Source organism: Pseudomonas sp. S1_G07, from assembly GCF_054668565.1.
The window spans coordinates 1,193,537-1,206,978 of record NZ_CP162778.1 but is presented as its reverse complement, the minus strand read 5'-3'; the positions used below and the strand labels follow the sequence as shown (position 1 = coordinate 1,206,978).

Annotated in this window: 9 protein-coding genes and 1 pseudogene; 2 read left to right on the top strand and 8 right to left on the bottom strand. The window is 63.3% G+C overall.

Translation table 11 applies throughout. The features are described 5' to 3' along the window. Positions 1-173 precede the first annotated feature (173 nt). The 7 genes and pseudogenes from AB4O05_RS05625 to AB4O05_RS05595 all read right to left on the bottom strand — a co-directional run. Positions 174-431: pseudogene (locus tag AB4O05_RS05625) on the bottom strand (Fic family protein); the annotation flags it as partial. 30 nt (positions 432-461) lie between these two features. Beyond that, positions 462-707, bottom strand: a complete 246-nt coding sequence (locus tag AB4O05_RS05620; RefSeq protein WP_460132396.1) for a DUF2789 domain-containing protein — start codon at positions 705-707, stop codon at positions 462-464. 9 nt (positions 708-716) lie between these two features. After that, complete coding sequence (cysC, locus tag AB4O05_RS05615; RefSeq protein ID WP_460132398.1) at positions 717-1,328, bottom strand: adenylyl-sulfate kinase; 612 nt, start codon at positions 1,326-1,328, stop codon at positions 717-719. Then, entirely contained in the window at positions 1,312-2,826 is a 1,515-nt protein-coding gene (locus AB4O05_RS05610) for a TolC family protein (RefSeq protein ID WP_460132399.1), read from the bottom strand. Before AB4O05_RS05610 ends, cysC begins: the two co-directional genes overlap by 17 nt. A 41-nt stretch (positions 2,827-2,867) precedes the next feature. Beyond that, positions 2,868-9,182: an Ig-like domain-containing protein gene (locus tag AB4O05_RS05605; protein ID WP_460132400.1), complete on the bottom strand. Its 6,315-nt coding sequence runs from the start codon at positions 9,180-9,182 to the stop codon at positions 2,868-2,870. Between the two features lie 51 nt (positions 9,183-9,233). Further along, positions 9,234-10,067, bottom strand: coding sequence for a sulfotransferase family protein (locus AB4O05_RS05600; RefSeq protein WP_460132402.1), 834 nt, complete (start codon positions 10,065-10,067; stop codon positions 9,234-9,236). Positions 10,068-10,185: 118 nt separating this feature from the next. Next, positions 10,186-11,790 (bottom strand): glycosyltransferase family 39 protein, encoded by a 1,605-nt coding sequence (locus AB4O05_RS05595; protein WP_460132404.1) that lies wholly within the window; start codon positions 11,788-11,790, stop codon positions 10,186-10,188. Positions 11,791-11,987: 197 nt separating this feature from the next. Between AB4O05_RS05595 and AB4O05_RS05590 the strand changes: the two genes are divergently transcribed. Both AB4O05_RS05590 and AB4O05_RS05585 read left to right on the top strand, forming a co-directional pair. Beyond that, the gene (locus tag AB4O05_RS05590; RefSeq protein ID WP_460132405.1) at positions 11,988-12,575 is read left to right on the top strand and encodes a phage tail protein; all 588 of its coding nucleotides are present in this window, start codon (positions 11,988-11,990) and stop codon (positions 12,573-12,575) included. Positions 12,576-12,631: 56 nt separating this feature from the next. Continuing rightward, positions 12,632-12,940 (top strand): hypothetical protein, encoded by a 309-nt coding sequence (locus AB4O05_RS05585; RefSeq protein WP_460132407.1) that lies wholly within the window; start codon positions 12,632-12,634, stop codon positions 12,938-12,940. Here the strand turns inward: AB4O05_RS05585 and AB4O05_RS05580 are convergent. Continuing rightward, positions 12,916-13,431, bottom strand: coding sequence for a GNAT family N-acetyltransferase (locus AB4O05_RS05580; RefSeq protein WP_460132409.1), 516 nt, complete (start codon positions 13,429-13,431; stop codon positions 12,916-12,918). The two genes, AB4O05_RS05585 and AB4O05_RS05580, sit on opposite strands and share 25 nt — an antisense overlap. Positions 13,432-13,442: the final 11 nt, after the last annotated feature.

Genomic DNA, 13,442 nt, shown 5'->3' with positions numbered 1-13,442 from the left:
GGGATTGGGGCAATGGATAGTTCGCATACAGTTAGTTTGCTAACTATCAATATGGCGGATGACAGAAGATGCGTCAAGTTTTGAAACAATTTCACGGACGAGTGACGGGGTGTGGGCATCAGCAAAATCGCGATATCTGCCACACAACAAAACAACGTGTGGGAGCGTCGGCGCAGGGCATGCCCCACCTCCTGCTCAATAAACTCAAACACCTCCTCTGGCACGCTGTACTGAAACTGCTTGCGCCGGTGCCTGGAAACCTTGCCCTCGTTATCCAGGCACATCATTACTAACTTCGACAAATCGCTGCCGCGCACGTCGTAACGTTGGTTCACGGCGTTGATTACGCGGTCGTAGCGGTCCAGACATTCGGTTTCTTCGCGCAGTTCCACTTCCAGCGCGCGGCGGGCCATTTGCAGGGTGAATTCGACGCTCAAGTTTTGGCGATTTCTCTAAGTTTTTTACACCCCTCGCCCACCCCGCAACATCAGATTCAACTCATCCACCACTTCCGCCCAATCCGCGTCCTCGCGGATTTCATCGCGCAAAAACGCTTTCTGGCTGTCCGTCCAGAAAAACGCATCTGCCAATTTCAGATCCGGCTTTAGTGGTGAGTGGACAGCCACAAATTTCTCGATACTGACCGCGTCATCCGGCAAACCCAGCTGTTTGAACAGTGACGACAGGTTATGCACTGGCGATTCCATGGCAGGCTCCTAAGAAGGCGGTTCCCCAGAGTCTAGCCCAGGCGCCAGCCAAGCCAGCAACCGCTCGACGCTCTGTTGCACCGACAGCGTGCCGGTATCCAGCACCAACGCAGCATCTGCGGGAGGCTCGTACGGTGAGCCAATGCCGGTGAACGCCGGCAACTCTCCCCTACGCGCCCGCGCATAGTGCCCTTTGGGATCGCGCCCTTCGCACACCGCCAGGGAGGCACTGCACCAGACTTGCCGGTAATCGGCCCCCAACCGTTTGGCAAACACCGCACGCAGTTCCACCAGCGGAGCGATCATCGCCAGGATCACGATTTGCCCGTTGTCCACCAGCAGCGCCGCGAGCTCGCTGGCACGGCGGATGTTTTCCAGGCGGTCGCTGTCGGCAAAGCCCAGGTCGTTGTTCAAGCCGCCGCGCAAGGCATCGCCGTCGAGCACGATGCTTTGCCGGCCTTGTTCGAACAACGCCGCTTGCAGCCCCTGGGCCACGGTCGACTTGCCCGACGCCGGCAGGCCGGTGAGCAGGATCGCGATGCCGCGATGCCCATGGCGGGCCTCGCGCTGGCGGCGGCTGATACTCGCCGCCGGAGCGACCAGGTTAGTCGACGAGCGCACGAGGCTGCGGCGCAGTGATGTTGCCGGCGGCCCACGCCGATTCGCGGCTGGCCAGGGCGCTGGCGATCGATTGCACGCGGTCGGAGTCGACCTGCTCGGGTAACGGGTCGAGCCCGGCGCTGGCGAAGATCTGACCGTAGGCGTTGCGCAGGTCGGCGTAGGCCAGGTCGCGGCGCAGATCGGCTTGCAGGGTGTTGAGTTCGCCCTGGATCAGGTCCAGTTCGCCCAGGCCCGCCGCCTGGTGGCGGTTGCGCAGTTGGGTGAGGATTTGCCCGTCGATATTGGCCAATTGTTCGGTGGTCTTGAACTGGCGTACCGCGTCCTGGAAGTTGGCGTTGGCCACATAGACCTGTGCCAGCACCGCGATGGACATGGCCTGGCGCCGCGCGGTGGCGACCTCTTCACCGGCTTTGGCGACATCGATGGCGGCCGGGGCGGAGAGCACGTTGAACAGGTTCCAGGTGATCTTGGCGCCGTAGTCGGCCCAGCGGTTGTCCACCAGGAACGAGTTGCTGTCGTAGTGGCCGCCGGCGGAGAACTCCAGGCCCGGCAGCAGGCGCAGCATGGCCTTGCGGGTTTCGGCGGCGCTGATGCGGGTCTGGTAATCCTGCTCGCGCAGTTCCGGCCGGTTGGCCAGGGCTTCCTGCTCCAGGCTGGCCAGGTTGACCTTGAGTTGGGGCACGGTGTAATCGTCCGGCGTGGCCAGTTTCAGGTCGCTGCCCATGGGCAGGTTGATCAGGGTCGCCAGTTCCGTCTTGGCCAGGGACAGGGCACGCCGCTGTTCCTGCAATTGGCGCGTGGCTTCGATCAGCGAGCGCTGGTAGCCGAGGGCCTGGACCGGGTCGCCGATCCGCTGTTCGCTCATGTTCTGGCTGTCGGTCTGGGCCTGGTCGACCCGTGCCATCAGGCTGTCGATCTGGGTCAGCAGACGCTCGGCCGCCACCGCTCGCCAATAGGCCGAGCGCACGTCCTGCACAATGGTGTTGATCACCTTGCGCCGGCGTTCCTGAATGATCAGGCGCTGGTCGCCTTGTTGCTTGGCGCTGATGTAGCTGACGCCGAAGTCGAGCACGTTCCACACCATGGTCAGGTCCGCCACGCGGCGGTCGCGGTCCTGGGAGGTGGACGGCTCCAGAGACTGGGTGCCCGTGAGCACGCTCTGGCTGCTGGAGGCGTTGGTGTTGTTGCGCCCGGCGTAGCCGGCCGACAGCGCCATGCGTGGCAGCATGTCGAAGCTGGAGAGGTCGGACTGGCGCTTGGCCAAGGCTTCTTCCATGACCTTCAAGCGGCCCTCGAGGTTGTATTTCACCGCACGGGCCATGGCCTGGTGCAAAGTCAGCGGGCCGCTCAAGGGCTCCTGGTTGGTGTACATGCCGTTCAGATCGCTGCGGGCTCGCTGCTCGCTGATGCTGCGTTCAATCGGCTCGCTGGTGACCGCACAACCACTCACCGCCAGCGCCAGCAGGCTGGCGCCGAACAACTTATGACCTGTCTTCATCCCTGTACTGCCCCTATTCCTGTGCCCGAATTCGAATATGTTCAAGCCTGCATTTCGCTGATGCCGACCTGTTGCAGCGCGGCCGCCAGGTCCATCACCTGGCGATGCTCTATGTCTTTGATCTGTTGCAGTTGCTGGCCAAGGGTCGGGGCACCCAACATGCCTCGCAAGCCCTGGGCCGCATCACCATTGCCCTTGATCGACTTGTTGTCGAACGCGCCGGGGCCACTGTCGCCGCCGCTGTTTTCGCGGTTGAACAGGCCCGACAACGTGCTTGAGCCAAATACCCCGCCGTCGCCCGCACCGAAGCCGAGGAAACCATTGCCAGCGCCATCGCCACTGCCATCGGTATCGAACACCTGGGCGATAAAGCTGGGAGACGACACACCGTTTTTGATGAAGATGCTGCCGATGGGCGGCAAGCCACCCCCCATCTCACGCTGCTCGAACAGCGGCGGGAAGCCGATGGGCGAACCCAGATCGCCACCTGGGCGGCCGAAGATGATCGGCTGCAACGGCGGGTTCGGCGCATCCTGGGGCGCCGCCGGCGCGGTGACACGGAACAGCGGGTCGCCCGTCAGCGCGATGGTGTTGACCGCAAAGTTGTTGGAGTTGGCAAAACCGCCGCCGGCGTTGCCCGCCAGGTCTGCCACCAGGCTGGAGTCCAGCGTGATGAAGTTGCTCGGGTCATTGATATTCGCGGTGGGTGTCAGGGTCGCGGTCCAGGTCGTGCCACCGTCGTTGGTGGCCAGGTTGGACAGGATACCGTTGGCCACACTGAGGTCGTCGAGCGCGAAGCCACTGACCTTCTCGCTGAAGGTGAAGGTCACCGTGGTGGTCTGCCCGACCGTCAGGTTGGGGTTGGCCACGCTGATAGTCGCGGTCGGGCGCTCCCCATCAATCGCAAAGTTGTTGGAAATCACGATGCTGCTGCCGGCGTTACCCGCGGCATCATTGACCAGGCTGGCGTCCAGTACGATCAGGTTGGTGGCATCGCTGATGGCCGCCGTCGGCGTCAAGGTGGCGGTCCAGGTTTTACCGCCATCGCTGCTGGCCAGGTTGGACAACACCGCATTGGCCACGCTCAGGTCCGACAGATCGAAACCGCTCACCGCTTCACTGAAGCCAATGGTCACCGTGGTGGTCTGCCCGATGCCCAGGTTGTTGTCGGCCACGGAGATCGTCGCGGTTGGGCGCTGCGTGTCGATCGTGAAGTTGTTGGAATCGGTGGTGCCCACGCCTGGGTTGCCGGAGACATTGACGACGCCGGTATTGTTCAGGGTGATCAGGTTGCTGGTATCGGTAATGTTCGTGCTCGGCGTGAATGTGGCCGTCCAGGTAACGCCGCCATCGCTGCTGCTCAGGGTGCTGAGTGTGCCGTTGCCGAGGGTCAGGTCGCTGTTGTCGAAACCGCTCACCGCTTCGCTGAAGGTGATGGTCACCTGCGAGGTTTCACCGATGTTCAACGATGTATCGGCGACCACGATGGTTGCCGTCGGCACCTGCGTATCGATGCTGTAGTTGGCGGAGTTACTGGTACCGGTGCCGGTATTGCCCGCCGCGTCGCTCACGCCAGTGTTGTCCAGGGTGATCAGGTTGGTGGTGTCTCGCACGCCGAGGGCCGGCGTGAAGACCGCCGTCCAGGTCAGGCCGCCGTCACTGCTGCTGACGGCGCTCAGGGTGCCGTTGGCAACACTGAGATCATCGTTGCTCAAACCGGTCACGGCCTCGCTGAAGGTAATGGTCACCAACGAGGTTTCGCCAACACTCAGGTTGGAATCGGCCAGCACGATCGTTGCGGTTGGACGCAGGGTATCCAGCGCGTAGTTATTGGAGTCGGTGGCGCCGAGGTTGATGTTGCCGGCCAGGTCAACGATGCCACCACTGTTTAACGTGATGACGTTGCTGGTGTCGGTGACGCCAGCGGTCGGCGTGAAGGTCGCGGTCCAGGTGATGCCGCCGTCGCTGCTGCTCAGCCCCGAGATCACGCCGTTGGCGACGGTCAGGTCAGCATCGGTGAACGCCGTCACGGCCTCATTGAAGGTGATGGTCACCAGCGAGGTTTGGCCGGCGGCAATGGCGGTGTCGGCGACGACGATGGTCGCGGTCGGGCGCACAGTGTCGACGGCGTAGTTGTTGGAATCGGTGGTGCCGACGCCTGCGTTGCCGGCGCCGTTGATTAAGCCGGTATTGTCCAGGGTGATCACGTTGCTGGTATCGGAAATACTGGCGCTCGGCGTGAACATGGCCGTCCAGGTGACGCCGCCGTCGGTGCTGCTCAGGGTGCCGAGGGTGCCGTTGCTGACGGTCAGGTCCGCATTGTCGAACCCGCTGACCGCCGAGTTGAAGGTCACGGTGACCAACGATGTCTCGCCAATACTCAGCGTGGTATCGGCGATCACGATGGTCGCCGTCGGCACGTTGGTGTCGACCTGGTAGTTGTTGGAGTTGGTGGTGCCGGTACCGGTATTGCCCGCCGCATCGCTGATACCGGTGTTGTTCAGGGTAATCACATTCGACGTGTCGCTGACGCCGAGGGCCGGGGTGAAGGTGGCGGTCCAGGTGATACCGCCATCGCTGCTGCTGACCGCGCTCAGCGTGCCATTGGCCACGCTCAGGTCCGAATTGTCGAAGCCGCTGACCGCTTCGGAGAACGTAATGGTCACCAGCGAGGTTTCGCCGACGCTCAGCGCGTTGTCAGCCACCACGAGGGTCGCGGTCGGGCGCTGGGTATCGACGGCATAATTGTTGGAGTCGGTGGTGCCGCTGCCGACGTTGCCCGCCCCGTCCACGACGCCGGTGTTAGTGAGGGTGACCAGGTTGGTGGCGTCGGTGATGCCGACGCTCGGGGTGAAGGTTGCGGTGTAGGTGATGTTGTCGCTGGTGCTCAAGCCGCTGAGGCTGCCGTTGGCGACGGTCAGGTCGGCCAGGGTGAAACCGGTCACCGCCTCGCTGAACGTGATGGTCACCAGCGAGGTTTCGCCAACGGTGATGGCGGTGTCAGCAACCACGATAGTGGCGGTCGGGCGCAGCGTGTCGATGGCGTAGTTGTTGGAATCGGTGGTGCCGCTGCCGGCGTTGCCCGCCGCGTCACTCACGCCGGTGTTGTCCAGGGTGATCAGATTGCTGGCATCGCTGGTACTGGCGGTCGGCGTGAGCGTGCCGGTCCAGGTGATACCGCCGTCGCCGCTGCTCAGGCCGGTGAGCGCGCCGTTGGTGACCGTCAGGTCGGCGCTGGTAAAGCCTGTCACCGCTTCGCTGAAGGTGATGGTCACCAGCGAGGTTTCGCCGACGCTCAGGGCGTTGTCGGCCACCACGAGGGTCGCGGTGGGGCGCTGGGTGTCGACGGCGTAGTTGTTGGAGCTGGTGGTACCGCTGCCCGCGTTACCGGCGGCGTCCGCCACACCGGTATTGGCCAGGACGATCAAATTGGTGGCATCGTTGGTGCTGGCGCTCGGGGTGAGCGTCGCAGTCCAGGTGATGCCACCATCGCTGCTGCTCAGCCCGCTCAACACGCCATTGGCAACGGCCAGGTCGGCCAGGGTGAAACCGGTCACGGCTTCGCTGAAGGTAATGGTGACCTGAGAGGTTTCGCCGATGCTCAGGGCGGTGTCGGCCACCACGATGCTGGCGGTCGGGCGCAGGGTATCGATGGCATAGTTATTGGAATCGGTGGTGCCACTGCCGGCGTTGCCCGCCAGGTCACTCAAGCCGGTGTTGTCCAGGGTGATCAGGTTGGTGGTGTCGCTGGTGCTGGCGCTCGGGGTGAGCGTCGCGGTCCAGGTAATGCCGCCATCGCTGCTGCTCAGCCCACTCAATACGCCATTGGCAACGGTCAGGTCGGCGAGGGTGAAACCACTCACGGCCTCGGTGAAGGTGATGGTCACCCCCGAGGTTTCACCGATCCTGAGAGCGCTGTCGGCTACCACGAGGGTGGCGGTGGGGCGTTGTGTGTCGATGGCGTAGTTGTTGGAGTTGGTGGTCCCCACGCCAGCGTTGCCATTGAGGTCCGCCACACCGGTGTTATTCAGGACAACGAGATTGGTGGTATCGGTGATAGCCGCGTCCGGCGTCAGCGTGGCCGTCCAGGTGATGCCACCGTCGCTGCTGCTCAGGCCGCTGATCGAACCGTTGGCGACGGTCAGGTCGGCAGCGGTGAAACCGCTCACTGCTTCGCTGAAGGTGATGGTCACTACGCTCGTTTCGCCGATCCTGAGGGCGGTGTCGCTGACCACGATAGACGCCGTCGGCGCCACGGTATCGTTGACGATGTAGTTGTTCGAGTCAGTGGTGCCCACGCCGGCATTGCCGGCCAGGTCGGCAACGCCGGCGTTGTTCAGAGTAATAATGTTGGTGGTGTCGGCGATGTTGCTGGCCGCGGTCAACGTACCGGTCCAGGTGATGCCGCCGTCGCCACTGGTCAAGGTGCCGACGCTGCCGTTCTGCACCGTCAGGTCTGCCGCAGTGAGGCCCGTCACGGCTTCGGAGAAGGTGATGGTCACCGTCGAGGTGCCGCCGGAGTTCAGGTTGGTGTTGGCCACCACGACGGTCGCGGTGGGAGGTGTCTCGTCCGGTACATAGTTGGTGTTGAGCGTGCCGCCGTCGCCATAGATATTGGCCACCGACGCCGGAGAAACACCGGCAGAGCCCGCGCTCGTCCCCCCTACGCCGCTGCCGCCGACGTTACCGGCCAGTGCCACGAAGTTGGCCGCGGTCATCAGGATCGAACCTTTGTTCCAGATAGCACCGACGCCGACGCCACCCGCACCGCCCGCCTGGTAGTAGCTACCCCCCGCACCGCCGCCGCCGCCGCCACCGCCGGCACCAACGTTGTTGGAGATGACCGAGTTACCAATGACCCGCAAGGTCGCGCCGGTATCGTTGTAGATCCCGCCGACCGCACCGCCGCCGGCGCCACCGATGTCGTTGTAGCCGTCACCACCGCCGCCACCGCCGATGGACAAGCCGCCGCTGGTCGCCGCGCCACCGGCTGAACCGGTGCTGTAGCCGGGGTATGCCGCGCCACCCGCGCCGCCACTGGTGGAACCGCCACGCCCGCCAATATTGAAGAAGCCACCGCCCGCGCCGCCCTGCCCCGCCGTGCCGTTGGCACCTGTGGAGTTCAACGTGTCGCCACCCTTGCCGCCTGTACCGCCGGTGATCGCGCCGCCGCCGCCGCCGCCGCCCCCGGCGTACTGCGGCGTCACGCCACCACCGCCACCACCGCCCGAAGCGGCGTTTGCGGTCACCGTGACGTTTTTCAGGGTCAAGGTACCGGCGTTGTAGATGCCGCCGCCCTTGCTCACCAACGCATCGTCGCCGCCGTTACCGCCGTTGCCGGCCGTCATGCCACGGGTAATCACCAGGCCATCGAAGGTGGCCGTGGTGCCGGCGGTCACATTGATGACCTGTGTGCGGTACTGGCCGTCGAGGGTCACGTCGGCAACGTTGTCGTTATTGAGGTCCCCATCGATGGTGATGTTCCTGTCGACCACCAACACCGACGTCAGCCCGACGGTCATGCTGGTGTTGAACGTGACGATGTCGCCGTTCTGCGCAGACCCCAGCGCCGCGCGCAGGGAACCCACGCCGGCATTGAGGTTGTTGGTGGCGGTCCAGGTGGCCAGGCCCCATTGATACTCGCTCATGGCACTGGCCGACAGCACGTTGGCGCTTTCGATGTTGCCGGTGGCGATTTCCAGCTCCCAGTCGCCGCCCAGGCCGGTGCGGTCAGTGGATGCGGCCACGTCGCGGCCGGTCAGTTGCGCCAGTGAATCGACCAGGCTCAGGCCCCGCTCGCCTTCGGCGGTGTAGCAGCCATAGATCAGGATATCGCCGCCCACGTTCATGTCCTGGCCGATCTGCGCCAGTACCTCGCTGCGGGACTGGACGTTATCCGCCGACAGGTAGCTGTTGCCTAGCCACAGATCGCCGGCGTTACCGTGGGCGATGATCTGCACTGAGCTCACGCCCTGGTGGCTGTCCAGGTAATCGGCAATTTGCTGCAAACCGTCCTTGCTCGCATCCAGTTGCACCACCTGGGTACCGGGCGCCACGCCTTCGAGCAGGCTGGCGGAGTCCTTGACCCGGCTATCGACGAACAACACGCTCTTGCCCGGCACCGCCGCCTCGGTGGCGTCGACCTGGCCTTGCGGAGCAGTGTGGTCCGCTGGCTGGTCGGCAGCGGGCGCAGTGGCGGCCTCGGCCGTGGGATGAGTGTCCGGTTGCGCCACCTCGGCCACGGTCGCGGCCACCGCGCCGTCGAACAGCATTCGCGGCTCCAGGGACACGATCATTGGCGATGCCAGGGCCTGGACGCCCTCGGTTACCCGCGATTTACCTTTGCTCCACCACATGATGATCACCTGGACTCGAACTTCTGGAACACACCAATGGAAAAACCGTGGTCAGCTGATTGCAGCGTCGGTTTTCATACGAATGACATTGGCCGCACTGGCAGACCCATCGCACCAGAACGACAACTCGGCATACTTTTCAAACAGGTCCGGTGGCAGCAGGGTTCGCCGTGCCTGTGGCGCGACCTTGGGCTTGACCTTGTGCAGCCCGGCAACGCCGAGCGCCTGATCAAAGGCCGGCGCGTCGTAGATCAGGTTGTTGAAATCGTGTTCGAACCAGGGCTCGCCGATGAACTCATAGACCAGCCGCATCACCCGCTCCGGGGCTTGGCTCAGCAGGTCGTAGTCGATGATCAACAGCGACTCGGCGTTCTCGCCGTAATAAGCTTCTTTGAGCGCCGTCCAGGCAAAGCCGACCAGGCGATTACGCTGGGCCAGGGTCTCGCAACGGCTGTACACGGTGTTGCGCTCGTCATCGTCGTTGAACAGCTTGGTGTTCTCGAACGGGTTGGCGCGGTACAGGCGTTCCAGGCTGTCGAGCACCCAGGCGACATTGCGCACACAGGCGATGGTCTTGGCCTGGGGAAACAGGTCCTGCAAAGCAGGCAAGCGCGCGCACCACTGGCGATTGGTATCGAAAATGACGGGTTTATCGGACTTATCGGCGTAGTAGGAATCGAAGAGCCCGCGCAACAGACGCCGCCGCAGTTGGGTATCGATCACCGAACCAAACTCGCTGCCGGCACTGCATTGCTGCAGGACGCTGCTGAACAGTGAGCCGACGGGGCTGGTCATACCCGCGTGAAAACGGGGGTTCTGCAACAGGATTGCAGAGAGCAGGGTCGAGCCCGAACGGGGCAAGCCAGAGATAAAGTGATACTGCATCCCTTCACCATTTTTTATAGGACAACATCCATTTGCAGGCGAAGCGTAGCTGAGGATGAACCACACAACCAGCGGGCAGGTGCCACTATTTTGATACTGCCCTCATAACGAACGGTTATTAGCGACAGCCTTGCGCCTGCAAAAGCGCTGGCCCATGACATAGCACGTAGAGGCGCGCCCTGGCGCCGCCCCCGTCCTGTTGGGTAATCAGCCGCCAATCCGCTGGCAGAGGTGCGAATTCGTCCGGTTGATCGGTGCTGCTGATCAGCCAGACGCGGCGCGTCTCGGCCGGTAATTGCGACAAGCGGTCAAGGTAAAGGCGACCGCCGTCCTGGTCCACCAGCGTGCCGAAACCGTAAGCGTTCGGCCGGGTGGAGGTGCCGTCAGGCTTGGGTGGGGTGTAGAGCTGCAACTGGGCGTCGGTCTGGTCGTAATACACGTAGCTGAGGTACCACATCATGTCGCTGAGGACGATGCGGTCATCTTCCTGGTAATTGCGGTTGACGAACTCGACCGGCACGTTGAATTGGTCGTGCTCGTCCACGTTAAAAACGTTCTTCAACCCCAGCAATTCCACACCGACGAACGCCACAAACAGCGCCCCCCCCAGCAGCGACAGGCGCGATGGCAAACGGTCGATGGCCACTGCCACCAGCATCGGCAGGGCCAGGGCGTAGACGGTGAGGTAACGCTCAGTAAACACCGACGAGATAAACGACACCCCGTACACCAGCAACAGCGGCAACAGGAACAGCAGCGCCAATAACGCGGCCGGGCGATAAGGCTTGCGATCATGCCAGACGGTGACGCCCAACACCGCAACCCACAGCAACGGGAACAACCAGAAGAGCGGCCCCCAGAAGTCCACGCCCTCGTCCTCAAGCAAGAATTGCCAGATCATCGACGGAAAGGAGAACACGCTGACCGGGTCTTCCCAGCCAATGTCGCCGCCGACCTTGAGCTGGTCGGCATGCTGCACCAGGTCCAGCAGGCTTGGCAGCCAGGGCAGGTACAGCAACACGATAGCGGCGTTGGCCAGCCACCAGTGGTGGTGTGTGATCACGCGCTGGCCCGGCGGTTGTGTCGCACATAACACCCCCAGCCAGGCCCAGTGCACTAGCACGCAAAAGGCAGTGAAGTAATGGGTATAAAAACCGGCACTCATCAGCAACACATACGCCGCCAGATAGCGCGTGCGTGTGGGTTGACGCACCCAGTACACCAGCGCCAGCGTGGCGCCGAGCAGCCACACACCCAACAAGGTATACATGCGCACTTCCTGGCTGTAGCGCACCGCCGTGGGCATCAGCGCCAGCAGCACGCCCGCCAGTACGGCCGCACGTGGGGTCGACAGCTGACGAGTGAGCCGGGCACCCAGGCCCACGACCACCACGCCGAGGATCGCGCTCATGCCGCGAATCGACCAGATCCCATCACCAAACAGCGCGATCCAACCGCGCAGCATGAAAAAATACAGCGGCGGGTGTACATCGTGGGCCGCGTGAAACCACAGGTCGTCAGAGGCGTACTCACTGAGCAGCAGGCTGGAGCCTTCGTCGTCCCAGATCGCCGTAGCGGTCAGGCCATAAAAACGCACGGCCACGGCCAAGCCCAGGATCGGTAGCCACCACAACCGGCTGAGCCAGCCGGCACCGGCCCAGGCACCTGTGAACGCGGCAATGGTGCCCGCCTTTTCGTCTTGTTCCACTACAGACCGTCGCACCTCAATTCCCCTGCTATTGCCCGTTTCCGGGGCAAAAACTGCGCATGCACAAACAAGCGCCACTCTAGGACAAACGCTCCGTTTTCGCTCGCTGTTTCGCAACCGTCCTGCAGCACTCAAAAGCTGCGTCTACGCTCTGCGATGACGCCAATCGACTGGTGTCACACCCCGTAAAGCCATACAAGGATGAACGATCCATGGAAGTATTCATCGGCACGATCCAACCCTTTGCGTTTAATTTCGCCCCCAGAGACTGGTCCTTGTGCGCCGGTCAGACCCTTTCCATCAGCCAGTTCCAGGCGCTGTTCGCCCTGCTGAGCGTGACTTACGGCGGCGATGGCGTGCAAACGTTCAAGCTGCCGGACCTGCAAGGCCGGCTGCCCATCGGCCAAGGCAACGGTGCGGGGCTGACGCCACGGATCATCGGTGAGTTCGCCGGTACCGAAAGCGTCACCGCCACCCTGGCCAACCTGCCCAACCATACTCACGGCACGGCAACACTCGCCGCCAGTACCTCCGTGCAATTGACCAGCGTCGCCAGCAACCCGGTGAGCACGCCTACCGCCACCCGCGCATTTATCGGCGCATCCGGGCCAGGGCCGGGCAGCGCCACCATCTACTCCGACCAGCAGGGTGCCAACCCGGTGACGCTGCAAGGCGTCAACACCACGCTGACGGGGACCCTTGCGCCCGCGGGCCAGGGCCTGCCCATGGGCACGATGAATCCGTTCCTGGCGATCAACTTCAGCATTGCGCTGAACGGCATCTTTCCACCACGCAGCTGACACCTGCACCTGGCCGAGGCCCCGGGGCCTCGGCGTACTTGAAGCGGAGCCCTCCTATGTTGAACCTGGTGACCCTCGAGCATTTTCGGCCCTTGCTGAACCATACCCACGTGCTTTACCTGCCCGACGGTTCGGCGCTGCCGGTGCAGATTCGACACTTGAGTGATGCGCCCAACGCCAACGTGCCAGGCGGCTCGCGCGAGGCGTTCAGGGTGTTGCTCCACAGCCTGGAGCCTACCGATTTCGTCGATGGCCTATGCCGCCTGCCGCTGGCGGACACCTGCCTGGAACACGTCTTTGTGTCCCGCGAACCGGCCATGGGTCGTGACGAGCAGCACGGCTACTTCTGCATCGTATTCAACTGAGACGGGTACCACACCAGCCGCTGCGCGGCGGGCGTCTGTTCCTCCACTCGAAACCCCAGCGCCAGGTAATGCTGGCGCGCATGGGGGTTGCTCGCCCAGACGACCGTGGCCACCGGGCAACCCACCTGCTGCGCGGCCCGTTGCACGCCATGCAGTACCGCCCGGCCAAAACCCTGGTTTCGAGCGGCGGGGATGAATGCCAGGTACAACACGCGAATTTCATTGGAACCGAAGTCGGCACTCAAGGCGCCGATGGGTGTGCCGAGCTTTTCGACGACGTAATGCAGGGCACCGGGAAAGTGCTCGTCCATGCCGCTTTCCTGCACCCTAAACTGCTGGGCGATGACCTCCTCCACCAGCGCCTGCTCGCCATCGATCCACTGCAGGTCCGCCCGCGCCGAGCGGTAGAGGTCGTGCAAAAACGGCCCATCGGTGTGGCGTGACGGGCGCACCACCAGGCCCTGGGCCAGGGCACCATCCTTATCCAGCATCGCATTCAACT